This window comes from Pararhizobium sp. P1_E7, assembly GCF_056405855.1.
On record NZ_JBFUBH010000001.1, the window covers coordinates 229768 to 246516 of the forward strand.

Annotated in this window: 14 protein-coding genes; 8 read left to right on the plus strand and 6 right to left on the minus strand. The window is 60.8% G+C overall.

The genetic code is table 11. The annotated features are described in order from the left end of the window. Nucleotides 1-72: 72 nt before the first annotated feature. The 3 genes from AC1D17_RS01025 to AC1D17_RS01035 all read right to left on the minus strand — a co-directional run bounded on the left by AC1D17_RS01025 (nucleotide 73) and on the right by AC1D17_RS01035 (nucleotide 3294). Nucleotides 73-453, minus strand: coding sequence for a hypothetical protein (locus AC1D17_RS01025; RefSeq protein WP_477563572.1), 381 nt, complete (start codon nucleotides 451-453; stop codon nucleotides 73-75). Beyond that, nucleotides 453-1907 (minus strand): dihydropyrimidinase, encoded by a 1455-nt coding sequence (gene hydA, locus AC1D17_RS01030; RefSeq protein WP_477563573.1) that lies wholly within the window; start codon nucleotides 1905-1907, stop codon nucleotides 453-455. The genes AC1D17_RS01025 and hydA overlap by 1 nt, the downstream gene beginning before the upstream one ends. A gap of 133 nt (nucleotides 1908-2040) precedes the next feature. Then, entirely contained in the window at nucleotides 2041-3294 is a 1254-nt protein-coding gene (locus AC1D17_RS01035; protein WP_477563574.1) for a Zn-dependent hydrolase, read from the minus strand. A 288-nt stretch (nucleotides 3295-3582) separates the two neighbouring features. Between AC1D17_RS01035 and AC1D17_RS01040 the strand changes: the two genes are divergently transcribed. Then, the gene (locus AC1D17_RS01040) at nucleotides 3583-4233 is read left to right on the plus strand and encodes a TetR family transcriptional regulator C-terminal domain-containing protein (RefSeq protein WP_477563575.1); all 651 of its coding nucleotides are present in this window, start codon (nucleotides 3583-3585) and stop codon (nucleotides 4231-4233) included. Nucleotides 4234-4303: 70 nt separating this feature from the next. Here the strand turns inward: AC1D17_RS01040 and AC1D17_RS01045 are convergent, their stop codons facing one another. The 3 genes from AC1D17_RS01045 to AC1D17_RS01055 form a co-directional block, all read right to left on the minus strand. Further along, on the minus strand, nucleotides 4304-5968 hold the full coding sequence (locus AC1D17_RS01045; RefSeq protein ID WP_477563576.1) for an adenylate/guanylate cyclase domain-containing protein: 1665 nt from the start codon (nucleotides 5966-5968) through the stop codon (nucleotides 4304-4306). A 233-nt stretch (nucleotides 5969-6201) separates the two neighbouring features. Then, complete coding sequence (preA, locus tag AC1D17_RS01050) at nucleotides 6202-7515, minus strand: NAD-dependent dihydropyrimidine dehydrogenase subunit PreA (protein WP_477563577.1); 1314 nt, start codon at nucleotides 7513-7515, stop codon at nucleotides 6202-6204. A 15-nt stretch (nucleotides 7516-7530) separates the two neighbouring features. Beyond that, a complete protein-coding gene (locus AC1D17_RS01055; protein ID WP_477563578.1) occupies nucleotides 7531-8892 on the minus strand; it encodes an NAD(P)-dependent oxidoreductase in 1362 nt (453 codons plus the stop codon). A gap of 203 nt (nucleotides 8893-9095) precedes the next feature. On the opposite strand from AC1D17_RS01055, the gene AC1D17_RS01060 reads away from it, so the two are divergent. From AC1D17_RS01060 to AC1D17_RS01090, 7 genes are all read left to right on the plus strand, one after another. Further along, the gene (locus AC1D17_RS01060) at nucleotides 9096-10049 is read left to right on the plus strand and encodes a sugar-binding transcriptional regulator (RefSeq protein ID WP_477563579.1); all 954 of its coding nucleotides are present in this window, start codon (nucleotides 9096-9098) and stop codon (nucleotides 10047-10049) included. Between the two features lie 150 nt (nucleotides 10050-10199). Then, a complete protein-coding gene (locus AC1D17_RS01065) occupies nucleotides 10200-11510 on the plus strand; it encodes an ABC transporter substrate-binding protein (RefSeq protein ID WP_477563580.1) in 1311 nt (436 codons plus the stop codon). Nucleotides 11511-11693: 183 nt separating this feature from the next. Then, on the plus strand, nucleotides 11694-12566 hold the full coding sequence (locus tag AC1D17_RS01070; protein WP_477563581.1) for a carbohydrate ABC transporter permease: 873 nt from the start codon (nucleotides 11694-11696) through the stop codon (nucleotides 12564-12566). A 13-nt stretch (nucleotides 12567-12579) separates the two neighbouring features. Further along, nucleotides 12580-13404, plus strand: coding sequence for a carbohydrate ABC transporter permease (locus AC1D17_RS01075; protein ID WP_477563582.1), 825 nt, complete (start codon nucleotides 12580-12582; stop codon nucleotides 13402-13404). Nucleotides 13405-13431: 27 nt separating this feature from the next. Beyond that, entirely contained in the window at nucleotides 13432-14433 is a 1002-nt protein-coding gene (locus AC1D17_RS01080) for an ABC transporter ATP-binding protein (protein ID WP_477563583.1), read from the plus strand. Continuing rightward, nucleotides 14430-15203 carry an L-iditol 2-dehydrogenase gene (locus AC1D17_RS01085; protein ID WP_477563584.1) on the plus strand — a complete coding sequence of 258 codons (774 nt, stop codon included), beginning with the start codon at nucleotides 14430-14432 and terminating at the stop codon, nucleotides 15201-15203. The genes AC1D17_RS01080 and AC1D17_RS01085 overlap by 4 nt, the downstream gene beginning before the upstream one ends. A gap of 27 nt (nucleotides 15204-15230) precedes the next feature. Beyond that, a complete protein-coding gene (locus tag AC1D17_RS01090; RefSeq protein WP_477563585.1) occupies nucleotides 15231-16715 on the plus strand; it encodes a mannitol dehydrogenase family protein in 1485 nt (494 codons plus the stop codon). Nucleotides 16716-16749: the final 34 nt, after the last annotated feature.

Here is a 16749-nt window from a genome sequence, read left to right on the forward strand (position 1 = left end):
CGTCAGCAGGCCGGTCGTGCCGCCTCTTGCCCGCCGGCCGGCGACAGAGCGATGTGCTTGATGGAAGGCGGCTCACTTGCATTTCTTCAGCGGCCCCCAGCGCGTCCCGTCCTTGAAGGCGATGGTGTAGTCCTTGCCCGTGCGCAGAATTTCGACGCTATCGTCCGCCTCGCTACTTTCGCCCTCTGCCGAGCAGGAGACGGTAGCGGCAAAGGAGGTTCCGTTTTTCTTCGCGGCACCCTTGAAGCTGCAATAGGAAGCCGCCGTGGTGATGCCTTCATTCGTCAAGAGGAAGAAATCGTCCGAACCGGTGGATTCGCCGCTATTGGCATAGGCACAGCCGTCCTTGTTGCCATAGTTCCCATCGAGAAAATTCTGGCTCGCAACCGCCGGCCCGGCTGTCACGGCGCCGGCCACAAGCAACAACGCGATGCGGTTTGACGCTCTCACCATCACACCCCGCTTGCCGGAATGCCGGTGCGCTGTACCTTGCGTGGCGCGGTGATGTCCTTCCAGGTCGAGAGCGCCTTGTTGACGGCGGTAAACGGTTCGCGGCTGACGAATTTGCCCTGGCCTTCGCGGGTCTTGATGGTCGATTCCTCGATGGCAACGACGCCGCCGGTCAGCGTGTAGCGCGGCAGGCCGGTGACCTGCTTGCCCTCGAAGACATTGTAGTCGATTGCCGACTGCTGGGCGGCGGCCGAGATCGTTTTCGAACGCTTCGGGTCCCAGACGACGATGTCGGCATCGGCGCCGACGAGGATTGCGCCCTTTCTCGGATACATGTTGAGAATCTTGGCGATGTTGGTCGAGGTGACGGCGACGAACTCGTTCATGGTAATGCGGCCGGTGGCGACGCCGTGCGTCCACAGCATCGGCATGCGGTCTTCAAGCCCGCCGGTGCCGTTCGGAATCTTGGTGAAGTCGCCGACGCCGAAGCGTTTTTGCGCTGTCGTGAAGGCGCAGTGATCGGTCGCGACCACCTGCAGCGAGCCTGCGGCAAGTCCGGCCCAGAGTGAATCCTGATGCTGCTTGTTGCGGAACGGCGGCGACATGACCCGGCGGGCAGCATGGTCCCAATCGGGATTGGCATATTCGCTCTCGTCCAGCGTCAGGTGCTGGATCAGCGGCTCGCCATAGACGCGCATGCCGTTCTGGCGCGCGCGGCGGATGGCTTCATGGGCCTGTTCGCAGGAGGTGTGCACGACATAGAGCGGGCTGCCGGCCATGTCGGCGATGATGATGGCGCGGTTGGTCGCTTCGCCCTCGACGGCGGCGGGGCGGGAATAGGCATGCGCTTCCGGACCGTTATTGCCCTCGGCCAAAAGCTTTGCCTGCATCTGCGCGACGATGTCGCCATTTTCGGCGTGCACCAGCGGCAGCGCGCCGAGCTCGGCGCAGCGCTGGAACGAGTGGAACATCTCGTCGTCGTCCACCATCAGCGCGCCCTTGTAGGCCATGAAGTGCTTGAAGGTGTTGATGCCCTTGTCCTGAACGATGGTCTGCATCTCGTTGAAGACCTGCTCGCTCCACCAGGTGATCGCCATGTGGAAGGAGAAGTCGCAATTGGCCCGCGAGGTCTTGTTGTCCCACATGGTGAGCGCTTCCAGCAGCGACTGACCGGGCGAGGGGAGCGCGAAATCGACGACCATGGTCGTGCCGCCGGACAGGGCCGCGCGCGTGCCGCTTTCGAAATCGTCGGAGGAATAGGTGCCCATGAACGGCATTTCGAGGTGGGTATGCGGATCGATGCCGCCGGGCATGACGTAACAGCCGCTCGCATCCAGCGTCTCGTCACCGGACAGGTTCGGCCCGATCTCGACAATCCTGCCGCCGTCGATCTTGACGTCTGCCTTGTAGGTGAGGTCGGCGGTGACGATGGTGCCGTTCTTGATGACTGTGGTCATGATCATATTTCCTCTTTGGTGTTCGCAAAGGATCCGGCAGGCGAAAAGCGGGTCGCATCGCAGCGCCTGGTGATGTCGTTGTTCTTCTGCGCTTTCATCGTAAGGCCGGATGAAGGGGCCAAGACCACAGTCTTCACCCCACAATCCCCGCAGTCTCTACCACCGCATGGAACAACACATCGCAGCCGGCAGACGCCCATTCCTTGGAAATGTCTTCCGCCTCGTTGTGGCTGAGGCCCCCGACGCAGGGGCACATGACCATGGTGGCAGGCGCCACCTTGGCGGCCCAGCAGGCGTCGTGGCCGGCCCCGGAGATGAGGTTCATGTGGCTGTAGCCGAGCTTTTCGGCGGCGGTGCGAACGGCGGTCACCAGTGTTGGATCGAAGGTCACCGGCTCGAAATGGCCGATGGCTTCGATGGAACAGCCGACGCCGAGCGCATCGGTGATCTTCGGGGCTTCGGCCTCGATCCTGGCGCGCATGCGGTCGAGCTTGGCCTTGTCGGGAGAGCGGATATCGACGGTGAAGACGACCTTGCCCGGCAGCACGTTGCGGGAATTCGGAGAGAAGAACACCTGGCCGACGCCGCCGACGGCGCCCGGCTGGTTTTCCATGGCAACACCCTGAACCATCTCGATGATCCGCGCCATGGCAAGGCCGGCATTGACGCGCAGGTTCATCGGCGTCGAGCCGGTATGGGCTTCGCGGCCAGTCAGGGTGAATTCCAGCCACCAGAGGCCCTGGCAGTGCGTTACCACGCCGATGGTCTTTTCCTCCGCCTCGAGGATCGGCCCCTGCTCGATATGATACTCGAAATAGGCGTGCATTTTGCGGGCGCCGACCTCTTCGTCGCCCTGCCAGCCGATCCGCTTCAGCTCGTCGCCATAGGTCTTGCCTTCGGGGTCCTTGCGATCATAGGCATAGTCGAGCGTATGGACACCGGCAAAGACGCCGGAGGCCAGCATGGCCGGGGCAAAACGCGCGCCCTCTTCATTCGTCCAGTTGGTGACGACGATCGGATGTTTCGTCCTGATGCCGAGATCATTCATCGTGCGCACGACTTCGAGAGCGCCGAGCACGCCGAGCACGCCGTCATATTTGCCGCCGGTCGGCTGGGTATCGAGGTGGCTGCCGACATAGACGGGCAGGGCATCGGGGTCGGTGCCGGGGCGGGTGGCAAACATCGTACCCATCTTGTCGACGCCCATCGTCATGCCGGCGTCTTCGCACCATTTTTGAAACAGGTGGCGGCCTTCGCCGTCTTCGTCCGTCAGTGTCTGGCGATTGTTGCCGCCGGCGATGCCGGGGCCGATCTTCGCCATCTCCATCAGTGAATCCCACAGACGGTCGGCGTTGACGCGCATGTTCTCGCCCGGTGCATGAGTCATGACGGTTCTCCTCATTCTTTTTAGGGGAGGCACTTACCGGTGCATCCCATCGTTCCCGTGGTCAAATCGGGGCATCTGGTTTTTTCGATTGCCCTGCGATCAGCCGTTGCGTTTGAGTTTGAACTGACTGATAATTTGACCGGTTGGTAAAACATTACAACTTCCGTTGCCGCACTCAAGACGAAAAGCAGAAAAAACGTAAGTGCCGTCCGAATTTTTGGATCATGCGGTTTTTGGACGTTTTCACGCCGCACGCTGGCGGCGATTGGTGAGAAGACTGGGGGAAAGATGGTACTTCCGAGGGCAGCCCGAACGCAACGGCGAACCCGCATCCAGGAGGAGAAGGAAGAACTGATTCTGGAGGCGGCGCTCGACGTGTTCGCAACCCACGGCTTTCGTGGCAGCACCATCGACCAGATCGCCGACGTGGCGGGGATGTCGAAACCCAACCTGCTCTATTATTTCCGCACCAAGGAGGCGATGCACCGGGCGCTGATCGACCGTGTGCTCGACAGCTGGCTCGACCCGTTGCGCGAGTTCGATGCGGAGGGAAACCCGGTTTCGGAAATCCGCAGCTATATCCGCCGCAAGCTGGAGATGGCGCGGGATTTTCCACGCGAAAGCCGGTTGTTTGCCAATGAGATTCTGCAGGGTGCTCCCCATATCGAGGATGAGTTGAAGGGGCCCTTGAAATTGCTTGTCGATGAGAAGGCTGAGGTCATCCGCAGCTGGATAAAGGACGGCAAGATCGCCAAATGCGACCCCTATCACCTGATCTTTGCCATCTGGTCGACCACGCAGCACTATGCCGATTTCGACGTCCAGGTGCGCGGCGTGCTCGGAGACGAGCGCTCCGGCGAAGGACGCTTTGAAGACGCAGCACGGTTTCTCGAACAGCTGTTCGTCGGTGGTCTGGAGATAAAGGAAGGCAGCGCATGAGCGGCGCTACAGCAGCCGTTTCGCGATAGGGCGCCGCTTCAGCTTCCCGTCGAAAGATTGCTGCTGCCGGTCACGCAGATATCTCCGGCGGGCGGTTCGTCTCCAACATGGCCTCCACCTCCACCGCGTTCTGGACGATCAGCGTTTCGAGCGTGCCGGCACGGCCGCGTATGGAGATGTTGTAGCTTTCACGATCGACCTTAAGTCCGGCATAGCGCACCAGATCGGCGGAAACGGCGAGCTGCGCGTCATACTCCTTGGCAAAGCCTTCCAGACGGCTGGCCGCGTTGATCGTGTCGCCGACGGCGGTCAGCGAAGACGCCTTGCCATAGCCGATCTGGCCGATGATCGCCGGGCCGGCATGCATGCCCATGGCGATCCGCAACGGCCTGTCCAGTTCGCTCATGAAACTGCGGTTGAGGACATCGATGCCCCTGGCGATCCGCGCCGTCGCCGTCAACGCCTGCGCGCAGGCCTCCTCGACGGTGGTGTTCAGCCCGAAGAGCGCAAGTGCGCCGTCGCCAATGAACTTGTCGATGACCCCGCCCGAGGCTTCGACCGCCTCGCCAATCGTCTCGAAATAGCGGTTGAGCAGGAAGACGGTATCGAACGGCAGTTGTTTCTGGGCGAGCAGCGTGAAGTCGCGCAGGTCGCAAAAGAGAACGGCGATGCGGCGTTCGCGGCCGGCTGCTTCCTGTTCGGTCGGATTTGCCTTGAGGCCGACATTGTCGGCACCGAGAATGGGCGAGATCGACAGATTGTGGATTGGCCGCAACTGGCAGGCAAGGCGTACATTGTCCGGAGCGCGGATACGGTTCAGCGTTGCCCGTTCTGCTTCGTTGGCCGGCGGCTGCCGCTCCAGGCCTTCCGTCACCCGCACCCGGCATGTCGAGCAGCGTCCGCGTCCGCCGCAGATCGAGAGATGCGGGATGCCCGCGGCGCGGCTTGCCTCGAGTACGCTGAAACCTTTTGCAACCGAGATGGCACGATCAGGGTAGGTGATACGGATCTTTCCCCTGACCGGAATGGCGCGCAGGATCAACGTTCCGCCGATCATGGCGAGCAGGGCGGCGGTGATGGCCGCCCTGATCTGTCCCATGGTTTCGGGTGCGGCGCGCGCTGGCATGAACCAGCTCGTCGATGGTACCCCGACCTCCAGCGACCGGGCACCCGCGGCAAAGCCGAGAAGGGCCAGAAGCGGAACGAGGACGGCGAACGAATAGAAAAACAAGAAATAGCGCGGATACCAATCGCGGCCGCGCATCCAGAACCATGCCCCCAGGCAGCCATGCGCCCAGGCGAGGATCAGTGCCAGCGATTGCCGCGTCGCGGTGAAAGTATTCGACCAGAGCAGCGGCAGCACCTGGTAATAACCGTCGCCGTAGCCGGTTATCATCCACTCGATCCGGGTGCTGACCACATGCCCGACGATGAGGAAGGGGAAGGCAAGGCCGAAGATGATTTTCAGCGCCTCGCGGATGGGCATGCGCAGGGTCTGCCGCCGGTAGAGGCTTTCAAGGGCAAGCATGAAGTGAACGAGCAGCGATCCGTAAAGCAGCACCGTGCCCGGCCAGCTTCGCCAGACGAAATTGAAAATCCGGCGTGCGTCTTCCATCGTCTCGACGGAGATGAGGCCGAGCGCGTGGTTGGAAAAATGCGTCAGCAGGAAAAAGCCCAGGCAGGCGCCCGTCAGGAGGTGCAGCCTTTTGCGGGTTCGTGAGGAGGCGATCTTCAAGCAGACATCCGGTGTTGGCGGCCACGCCGCGTCATCCCCTCTTATTGACGAGTTCGCGGCAAGGGGCAACGCACGTTTTTGTGGACGCATCGTCGCAAATTCGTGTCCAATACCCTGTCTGCGTCACTCCCGTAAAAGCGCGCCGCATTTCACAGCAGATTCTTCGCCGCTTTGAATGACGATCAGCCGCGTCGCATTTCGGCGACGCGGCTGACACGTTTTGTATTTCCTGATTATTCGGCGGCCTGGCGGGCCATCGGATTGTTCGGGTGGGTCGTCCAATTGGCGTAGTTCGCATCGACCACCTTGCCGGTGCGCTCGTCCAGTGCGCCCGGCTCAAGGCCGACCATGGTGATGCAATCCTGCACGGGGCAGACATTGACGCAGAGATTGCAGCCGACGCATTCGTCTTCCATCACCTCGAAATGCCTCTTGCCATCGACGAACTGGGTGATCGCCTGGTGCGAGGTATCCTCGCAGGCAATGTGACAGCGGCCGCACTTGATGCAGGCATCCTGATCGATGTGAGCCTTGGCGATATAGTTGAGGTTGAGATACTGCCAGTCCGAAACGTTGGGCACGGCCCGGCCGCAGATATCGTCAAGGGTGCGATGGCCCTTGGCGTCCATCCAGCTGGAAAGACCGGTGATCATTTCCTGGACGATCTTGAAGCCGTAGGTCATCGCCGCCGTGCAGACCTGGACGTTGCCGGCGCCGAGCACGAGGAATTCGGCAGCGTCCCGCCACGTGGTGATGCCGCCGATGCCGGAAATAGGCAGGCCGTAGGTCTCGGGATCGCGGGCGATCTCGGCCACCATGTTGAGCGCGATCGGCTTGACCGCCGGGCCGCAATAGCCGCCATGGCTGCCCTTGCCGTCGATCGACGGTTCCGGCGAGAACGTATCGAGATTGACCGAGGTGATCGAATTGATCGTGTTGATCAGTGACACGGCATCGGTGCCGCCGGATTTGGCGGCGCGGGCCGGCTTGCGCACATCGGTGATGTTCGGCGTCAGCTTGGTGATGACGGGCATGCGGGTGTACTGCTTGCACCAGCGCACGACCATCTCGATGTATTCCGGCACCTGTCCGACCGCAGCCCCCATGCCGCGTTCCGACATGCCGTGCGGACAGCCGAAATTGAGTTCGATACCGTCAGCGCCGGTCTCTTCGACGAGCGGCAGAATCGCCTTCCAGGCATTTTCCTCGCACGGCACCATGATCGAGGCGATCAGGGCACGATCCGGCCAGTTCATCTTCACCTGCTTCATCTCGCGAAGGTTGGTGTAGAGGTCACGGTCCGTGATGAGCTCAATATTGTTCAGGCCGAGAAGCCGGCGGTCGGCACCCCAGATCGCGCCATAGCGCGGGCCGTTGACGTTGACGACCGGCGGACCTTCCTCGCCGAGCGTCTTCCAGACGACGCCGCCCCAGCCCGCCTTGAAGGCGCGCTCGACATTGTAGGCCTTGTCGGTCGGCGGCGCCGACGCCAGCCAGAAGGGGTTCGGAGACTTGATGCCGACGAAATTGTTGCGCAGATCAGCCATTGTTCATTCTCCCCTTCAAGCGACGGCAACGGCCGGCTGCGAGGCAGCGGCGAGCACGTGGTTGATCGATTCGGCTGCATCGCGGCCCTGTGCCACGGCCGAAACCGTCAGGTCCTCGCCGCCGAGAACACAGTCGCCGCCTGCCCAGACGCGCTCGAGCGACGTGCGGCCTTCGCCATCGACGACGATGCGGCCGGATTGCAGCGCGATGATGCCGAGGCCGTCAGCCTCGAACGTCTGGCCGATGGCTTTGAGTACATGGTCGGCGGTGATGACGCCGGTTTCGCCTGTGGTCGTCAGGCGGCCGTCGGCGATTGCCGTATAGTCGAGCTCGATGCCGGCCACCTTGCCGTCACGGGCAATGATGCGCTTGGGCTGCAGCCAGTGACGGATGGTAACGCCCTTGGCGGCAGCCAGATCCTGTTCGAACTCGGACGCGTTCATGTTCTCCTTGCCGCGGCGATAACAGATGGTCACCTCCTCGGCGCCGAGCAGCTTGGCCTGAACGGCCGCATCGACCGCGGTCATGCCGCCGCCGAGGACCACGACCCTGCGGCCGACGGGAATGTCCGATTTGGTTTCCGATTGACGGAGTGCTGCGATGAAATCGACGGCGTCCTCGACGCCTTCTGCGGTTTCACCCTCGGCACGCAGCGCATTGACGCCGGCAAGGCCAAGGCCGAGGAACACGGCGTCGTGTTTGGCCAGCATGTCGTTCAGCGAAAAATCACGCCCGAGCATCATGCGGTTGCGGATTTCGATGCCGCCGATCTCCAGCACATAGTCGACTTCGGCCTGGGCGAAATCATCGACGGCCTTGTAGGTGGCGATACCGTATTCGTTGAGGCCGCCGGCCTTTTCGCGGGCATCGTAAATGACGACGTCATGGCCCTTGACGGCAAGGCGATGGGCGCAGGCAAGGCCGGCCGGTCCGGCGCCGATGACGGCGATGGATTTTCCAGTCGGTTCGGCGCGCTGATAGAACTGCCGGTTTTCGCGCATGGCGATATCCGTCGCATAGCGCTGAAGGCGTCCGATCTCGACAGGCCGGTGCTCGGCATCGTTGCGCACGCAGGCCTGTTCGCAGAGCGTTTCGGTGGGACAGACGCGGGCGCACATGCCGCCGAGAATGTTCTGGTCGAATATGGTATTGGCCGATCCGAGCGGGTTTCCAGTCGATATCTGCCGGATGAACAGCGGGATATCGATGGAGGTGGGACAGGCCGTCATGCACGGCGCGTCATAGCAGAAATAACAGCGGTCGGAGGCGACCAGCGCTTCGTGCTCATCCAGCGGCGGGTGCAGGTCGGAAAAATTCTTCTCGTATTCCACGGGAGACAGGCGCCCGCTCACTATTCCAGTTTCAGTCGTTCCCATTTTTTTGCTCCCAAATGTCGTGCCTCAGGATATAGAAACGGTACCACGCTTTATTTTTTTATCAAACGGTAAAATTTTAAAAATGAAATCGCTGGAATCCCAGCGCTATGGGGGTTTCGCAGGCACTCTGACGGGGTACCCGTGGGCAGTGTTTGACAGAAGGACGGAAAAAGTGTCAGCACATTCTCCCAGGGAGTACGGAAATGGCACGCAGACCGGAAGGCAATAATAGGCTCGATGACGCCGCGCGAGCGGGCTGGCTTTATTATGTCGCCGGGCGCACCCAGGACGAAATCGCGTCCATCATGGGCATTTCCCGTCAGTCGGCGCAGCGGCTGGTTTCGCTGGCGATGGCCGAACGCCTGATCAAGGTCCGTCTCGACCATCCGATCGCCGCCTGTCTCGAACTCGGGCTTCGCCTCAAGGAAAAATTCGACCTCCGGCATGTGGACGTCGTGCCGAGCGATCCCGGTTCGTCATCGACGACGGTCGGCATCGCCGAGGCGGGGGCCGCCGAGATCGAGCGTTGGCTGAAATCGGCCGATCCGATCATCCTGGCGATCGGCACGGGGCGAACGCTGAAGGCGGCGATCGACCAGCTGCCGGCGATGGAATGTCCCCAACACCGCATCGTGTCCTTGACCGGCAATATCCGTCTGGACGGATCGGCTGCCTATTACAACGTCATCTTCTCGATGGCGGACGCCATCAAGGCGCGGCATTTTCCCATGCCGTTGCCGGTTCTTGTGTCTTCGCCGGAAGAGCGGGCGGTGCTGCACAATCAGGCGCTGGTGAAGTTCGCCCTGCAGCTCGGCGCCGAGGCAAATGTCGCTTTCGTCGGCGTCGGTGAACTGGGCGAGCGGGCGCCTCTGTGCGAAGACGGTTTTCTTGCCCAGGACGAAATGCTGCGCCTGGTGGACGAGGGGGCCGCAGGCGAAATCTGCGGCTGGATGTTTGATCGCGATGGGCAGATGATGTCCGGCAGCATTAACAAGCGTGTCGCCAGCGTGCCCTTGCCGTCGCGTGATTCTGCGACTGTGATCGGCATCGCGAAGGGGCAGCGAAAATACGTTGCCCTGAGAGCTGCTCTCAAAGGCCGGGTGATCAACGGTTTGATCACCGACGAGTCGACTGCGGAGTTTTTGCTCACAAACTGAGCAAATGCCCAGAATTTTTCAATAATAAAATCAAATCAATAGGCTGCCGTTCTGCGCTGCAGCAACGAATGCAATTGACATTTTTTGCAAATGTGTGAGTAATTGCTCACGAGCAAGGCAAATGCTCATAACTCTTCTGGGAGGAAGAATATGAACTTGAAAACTTTTTTGCTGGGCACATGCTCGGCAGTCGTCATCGCGGGTTTCGCCCAGGCAGAAACCCTCACCATTGCCACGGTGAACAACGGCGACATGGTCCGGATGCAGACGCTGACGGACGATTTCACCAAGGCCAATCCTGACATTCAGCTGGAATGGGTCACCCTCGAAGAGAACGTCCTGCGCGAACGCGTCACCACCGACATCGCCACCAAGGGCGGCCAGTACGATGTGCTGACGATCGGTACCTACGAAGTCCCGATCTGGGCCAAGCAGGGCTGGTTGCTACCGCTCGACAACCTGGGCGCCGATTATGACGTCGACGACCTTCTGCCCGCCATCCGTTCGGGCCTGACCATGGACGACAAGCTCTATGCCGCGCCGTTCTATGGCGAAAGCTCGATGGTCATGTACCGCAAGGACCTGATGGAAAAGGCCGGGCTGACCATGCCTGATGCTCCGACCTGGGAGTTCATCGGTGACGCAGCCCGCAAGATGACCGACCGCGCGGCCGGCATCAACGGCATTTGCCTTCGCGGCAAGGCCGGCTGGGGTGAGAACATGGCGTTCCTGACCGCCACGTCCAACGCCTTCGGCGCCCGCTGGTTCGACGAGAACTGGAAGCCCCAGTTCGATCAGCCGGAATGGAAGAACACGCTCGACATGTACGTCAAGCTGATGAACGATGCCGGCCCGCAGGGCGCTTCGTCCAACGGCTTCAACGAAAACCTGGCGCTCTTCCAGCAGGGCAAGTGCGGCATGTGGATCGACGCCACTGTGGCTGCATCCTTCGTGACCAATCCGAAGGACTCGACGGTCGCCGACAAGGTCGGTTTCGCTCTCGCCCCGGACACTGGTCTCGGCAAGCGCGGCAACTGGCTGTGGGCGTGGAACCTTGCCATTCCGGCAGGCACCCAGAAGGCAGACGCCGCCGAGAAGTTCGTGTCCTGGGCAACCAGCAAGCACTATCTCGATCTGGTCGCCGCCAAGGAGGGCTGGGCAAACGTTCCTCCGGGCACGCGCACCTCGCTTTATGAAAATGCCGAGTACCAGAAGGCAGCTCCGTTCGCCAAGATGACGCTCGACAGCATCAATGCAGCCGACCCGAAGAACCCCTCCGTGAAGCCGGTGCCTTATGTCGGTGTTCAGTTCGTCGCCATCCCGGAATTCCAGGGTCTCGGCACGACGGTCGGCCAGCTCTTCTCGGCAGCTCTTGCCGGCCAGATGACAGTTGACGATGCGCTGGCGCAGGCTCAGCAGGTAACCACCCGCGAAATGACGCGCGGCGGCTACATCAAGTAGGTTCCTTCCCAAGGACAGGCGGCCCGGACTACCATCCGGACCGTCAACTCAGACCTGACGTCAATCGCCGTGAATATCGCTGCGGCTGACGTCAGGCTTTTCAAAAAGAAGACTAAGGCGGCCGGCTTGCAGTCCTCCCGGCGGGGCGGGCGTCCGTACCGGCATCACAGGGAGGGTGTTGAAATGGCTACGCAGAATACGCGGGCGCTCGCGCGCTGGATGATGGCCCCGTCAGTCGGGCTTCTCCTGATCTGGATGATTGTGCCACTGGCCATGACGCTGTGGTTCTCGTTTCAGAATTACAATCTGCTCAACCCTGGCACTGTCAGCTTCGCTGGCCTTTTCAACTATCAGTATTTCTATACCGATCCCGCTTTTTTCCAGTCCATCTGGAACACGCTGGTCATTGTGGTCGGCGTGCTTTTTATCACGGTCATCGGCGGCATTGCCATTGCGCTTCTGCTCGATCAGCCGATGTGGGGGCAGGGGCTCGTCCGCATCCTGGTGATCTCACCGTTCTTCGTCATGCCGCCGGTCGCGGCGCTTGTCTGGAAGAACATGATCATGCATCCGCAATATGGCGTGTTTGCCGATATCAGCCGCTTCTTCGGGCTGCAGCCGGTCGACTGGTTCGGTCAGTATCCGCTGTTTTCGATCATCATCATCGTTGCCTGGCAATGGTTGCCCTTTGCGACGCTCATCCTGTTGACCGCCCTGCAATCGCTTGACGGCGAGCAGAAGGAAGCCGCCGAAATGGACGGGGCAGGCTTTATCAACCGGTTCATCTATCTGACGGTGCCGCATCTGGCCCGTTCGATCACCGTCGTTATCCTGATCCAGACGATTTTCCTTCTGGGCGTCTACGCCGAAATCCTCGTCACCACCAATGGCGGACCAGGCTATGCATCCACGAACCTGCCGTTCCTGATCTATCGCACCGCGCTTCTCGGCTATGACGTCGGCGGCGCTTCGGCAGGCGGCATCATCGCAGTCATCCTCGCCAATATCGTCGCCTTCTTCCTGATGCGCGCCGTTGGCAAGAACCTCGACAAGTAAGGGAGGCAAGACCATGGCCCGTGCAGTTTCGACCAGAAGAACAGCAGTCTTCACGATCGCCGCCTGGATCATCGCGCTCGTGATCTTCTTCCCGATCCTTTATACGATCATCACCAGCTTCAAGTCCGAGACCGAGGCGATCCAGGGCTTTAACCTGATCCCGTCGGGAACCGTCGAAAGCTACGTGGCGGTCCAGTCGCAGAGCAACTACTTCAAGCCGTTCATGAATTCGGTGATCCTGTCGGTCGGCTCGACGATCCTGGCGCTGCTGATCGCGGTTCCCTCTGCCTGGTCGATGGCATTTTCGCCGACGAACAAGACCAAGGACATCCTGATGTGGATGCTCTCCACCAAGATGATGCCGGCCGTCGCGGTCCTTGTTCCAATCTATCTGTTGTTCCGTGACTTTGGCCTGCTCGACAGCAGAATCGGTCTGACTGCCATGTTGACGATGATCAACCTGCCGATCGTGATCTGGATGCTCTACACCTACTTTCGCGAAATTCCGGGCGAAATCCTGGAAGCGGCGCGGATGGACGGAGCGTCGCTCTGGGGCGAGATCATCTATGTGCTGACGCCGATGGCCGTACCCGGCATTGCATCGACCATGCTGCTCAACATCATTCTTGCCTGGAACGAAGCGTTCTGGACGATCCGTCTGACCACCACCAATGCAGCACCACTCACAGCCTTCATTGCCTCTTTCTCCAGCCCGCAAGGTCTGTTCTGGGCAAAGCTGTCGGCAGCCTCGACGCTAGCGATTGCGCCGATCCTGATCATGGGCTGGTTCAGCCAGAAGCAACTTGTCCGCGGCCTGACCTTTGGCGCCGTGAAGTAACTCAAAGAAAAGGCTCGGGAGGCACGCATGGGCAATATCACTCTGAAAAAAGTCAACAAATCCTTTGGCGCGACGCAGGTCATTCCGGGCATCGACCTGACGATCAACGAGGGCGAGTTCGTCGTTTTCGTCGGCCCTTCGGGCTGCGGGAAATCGACCCTGCTGCGCCTGATCGCCGGCCTTGAAGATACGACCTCCGGCACCATCGAGATCGACGGACGCGATGTGACGGGCGCTGCACCGGCAAAACGTGGATTGGCCATGGTGTTTCAGTCCTACGCGCTCTATCCGCATATGACGGTGCGCAACAACATCGCTTTTCCACTGAAGATGGCGAAGCTCGATCAAGGCGCCATCGACAAGAAGGTGACGGAAGCGGCCCGCGTCCTCAACCTCACCAACTATCTCGACCGGCGCCCCGGCCAGCTTTCCGGCGGCCAGCGCCAGCGCGTCGCCATCGGCCGGGCCATCGTCCGCGAGCCCTCGGCCTTCCTGTTCGACGAGCCTTTGTCCAACCTCGACGCGGCGCTGCGCGGGACGATGCGGCTTGAGATCAGCGAGCTTCATCATCAGCTGAAGACGACGATGATCTACGTCACGCACGATCAGGTCGAGGCCATGACCATGGCCGACAAGATCGTGGTGCTGAATGCCGGCAATATCGAGCAGGTCGGTTCGCCGCTCGATCTCTACCACCGTCCGGACAATATCTTCGTCGCCGGCTTCATCGGCTCGCCGCGGATGAACTTTGCCACGGGCGCGTTCGCCAAACCGCACGGCGCCCATACGATCGGCGTTCGTCCGGAGCATCTCAAACTCTCTACAGAATCCGGGGCGTGGAGCGGCACGGTCGGTGTCGCCGAGCATCTTGGATCGGATACCTTCCTGCATATTCATGCCGATGGCATCGGATTGGTCACGGCCCGCGTTGGCGGCGACTTTGCCGTCACGCATGGCGACAAGGTCTTCCTCACCCCGGAAGAAGGCCGCGTGCACAAATTCAACGACAAGGGACAGGCAATTCGATGACACGGCTCAAGGGTAAAAGCGCACTGATCACGGGATCGGCGCGCGGGATCGGACGCGCTTTCGCTGAGGCCTATATCCGCGAAGGGGCGACCGTCGCCATCGCTGACATCAACCTTGAGCGGGCGAAAACGACGGCGGCCGAGCTTGGCCCGTCGGCCTATGCCGTGGAAATGGACGTGACCAGCCAGATTTCGATCGACGAGGCAATCGCCGCTGTCACCGCAAAGGCAGGCGGTCTCGATATTCTCGTCAACAATGCGGCCCTGTTCGATCTTGCACCCATCGTCGAGATCACCCGGGAAAGCTACGACAGGCTCTTTACGATCAATGTCTCCGGCACGCTTTTTACCATGCAGGCCGCTGCAAAGCAGATGATTGCGCAGGGCCGCGGCGGCAAGATCATCAACATGGCAAGCCAGGCCGGACGCCGTGGTGAAGCTCTTGTCGCCGTTTACTGCGCCACCAAGGCCGCCGTCATCAGTCTGACCCAGTCGGCGGGACTGAACCTCATCAAGCACCGCATCAACGTCAACGCGATCGCCCCCGGCGTCGTCGATGGCGAGCACTGGGACGGCGTCGATGCGCTGTTTGCCAAATACGAAAACCGTCCGCTCGGCGAGAAGAAGAGGCTTGCCGGCGCCGAGGTTCCCTTCGGGCGCATGGGCACGGCTGAAGACCTGACGGGAATGGCGATCTTCCTCGCCTCCGCCGACAGCAACTATGTCGTTTCGCAGACCTACAATGTCGATGGCGGCAACTGGATGAGCTGAGCTCAAAGCTCGTCGAAAGGAATGAACATGACGACCAAACTCTCGCTCGCCAATCTCTCTGCAATCAAGGCGACCGCAGCGATCCCGGCCTATGACCGCTCGTCGCTGAGGGCGGGTATCGTCCATTTCGGCGTCGGCAATTTCCACCGGGCGCATCAGGCGATCTATCTCGACGATCTCTTCAACACCGGCAGCGATCACGACTGGGCGATCATCGGGGCAGGGGTTCTGCCGTCCGACGAGGCGATGCGGGCAAAGCTTGAAGAGCAGGATTTCCTGACGACGGTGGTTGAGCAGGACAACAATAAGAGTGCCGCCCGCGTCACCGCACCGATGATCGACTATCTGCGGCCGGGCAATGCGGCAGCGACAATCGCTGTGCTTTCAGACCCTTCGATCCGTATCGTTTCGCTGACGATCACCGAGGGCGGTTATTTCATCGACCCGGCGTCGGGCGTGTTCAATCCCAAACACCCCGCCATCGTCTCCGACAGCCAGAACCCGGGCGATCCGAAGACTGTGTTCGGTCTCATCATTGCCGGGCTGAAAGCCCGCAAGGACAAGGGTATCGTGCCGTTCACGGTGATGTCCTGCGACAATATTCCGGGCAATGGGGAAGTGACTCATGCAGCCGTTTCCGGTCTTGCCGGGCTGTCCGATCCGGCGCTTGCCGAATGGATCGAGGTCAATGTCGCATTCCCGAACGGCATGGTCGACCGCATTACGCCGGCGACCGGTCCGCGCGAAGTCGGCATCGTCGCCGACGATTACGGTATAGATGACAACTGGCCGGTCTTTTGCGAAGAGTTCAAGCAATGGGTGCTGGAGGACCATTTCCCCGCTGGCCGGCCGGCGCTTGAGAAGGTTGGCGTCCAGTTCGTGCCGGATGTCGCCCCCTACGAGCACATGAAGATCCGCATCCTGAACGGCGGCCATGCGGCGATCGCCTATCCGGCGGCACTTCTCGACATTCATTTCGTCCATGAGGCGATGGAAGACAAGACGGTCTGCGCGTTTCTGGCAAAGCTGGAAGAGGACGAGATCATTCCCGTCATTCCGCCGGTGCCGAACACCGATCTCAATGCCTATTTCAAGAAGGTGGAGACGCGGCTGTTCAATCCGAAGATCGGTGACACGATCCCGCGACTGGCGCAGGACGGCTCGAACCGGCAGCCGAAATTCATCCTGCCGACGACGGCCGATCGGCTGCGGCGCGGCGAGGATGTCGTCGGCCTTGCGCTGGTATCGGCGCTCTGGTGCCGGTACTTTGCCGGAACCACGGACAGCGGCAAGCCGATCACCTTCAACGATGCGAGTTCAGACCGGCTTCATGCGGCGGCCGTCAAGGCCAAGGACGATCCACAGGCCTTTCTTGCGCTTTCGGATATCTTCGGCGATGTTGCGCAGTCGACGCTGTTCCAGAAACGGTTCGCACATGCGCTGCAAACACTTTGGGGCAAGGGCACGCGAGCAACGCTGCAGCTCTATCTCGATGGAAAACTTGGAGAATGACCTCATGACGCTTCCGCCCCCGCGTAACGCCGTG

Coding starts and splice junctions, on each gene's coding strand:
- AC1D17_RS01035 (WP_477563574.1), bottom strand. CDS start 3,294: ATGACTCATGCACCGGGCGAGAACATGCGCGTCAACGCCGACCGTCTG.
- AC1D17_RS01085 (WP_477563584.1), top strand. CDS start 14,430: ATGACACGGCTCAAGGGTAAAAGCGCACTGATCACGGGATCGGCGCGC.
- AC1D17_RS01080 (WP_477563583.1), top strand. CDS start 13,432: ATGGGCAATATCACTCTGAAAAAAGTCAACAAATCCTTTGGCGCGACG.
- AC1D17_RS01075 (WP_477563582.1), top strand. CDS start 12,580: ATGGCCCGTGCAGTTTCGACCAGAAGAACAGCAGTCTTCACGATCGCC.
- AC1D17_RS01040 (WP_477563575.1), top strand. CDS start 3,583: ATGGTACTTCCGAGGGCAGCCCGAACGCAACGGCGAACCCGCATCCAG.
- AC1D17_RS01025 (WP_477563572.1), bottom strand. CDS start 453: ATGGTGAGAGCGTCAAACCGCATCGCGTTGTTGCTTGTGGCCGGCGCC.
- hydA (WP_477563573.1), bottom strand. CDS start 1,907: ATGACCACAGTCATCAAGAACGGCACCATCGTCACCGCCGACCTCACC.
- AC1D17_RS01090 (WP_477563585.1), top strand. CDS start 15,231: ATGACGACCAAACTCTCGCTCGCCAATCTCTCTGCAATCAAGGCGACC.
- AC1D17_RS01060 (WP_477563579.1), top strand. CDS start 9,096: ATGGCACGCAGACCGGAAGGCAATAATAGGCTCGATGACGCCGCGCGA.
- AC1D17_RS01055 (WP_477563578.1), bottom strand. CDS start 8,892: ATGGGAACGACTGAAACTGGAATAGTGAGCGGGCGCCTGTCTCCCGTG.
- AC1D17_RS01070 (WP_477563581.1), top strand. CDS start 11,694: ATGGCTACGCAGAATACGCGGGCGCTCGCGCGCTGGATGATGGCCCCG.
- AC1D17_RS01065 (WP_477563580.1), top strand. CDS start 10,200: ATGAACTTGAAAACTTTTTTGCTGGGCACATGCTCGGCAGTCGTCATC.
- preA (WP_477563577.1), bottom strand. CDS start 7,515: ATGGCTGATCTGCGCAACAATTTCGTCGGCATCAAGTCTCCGAACCCC.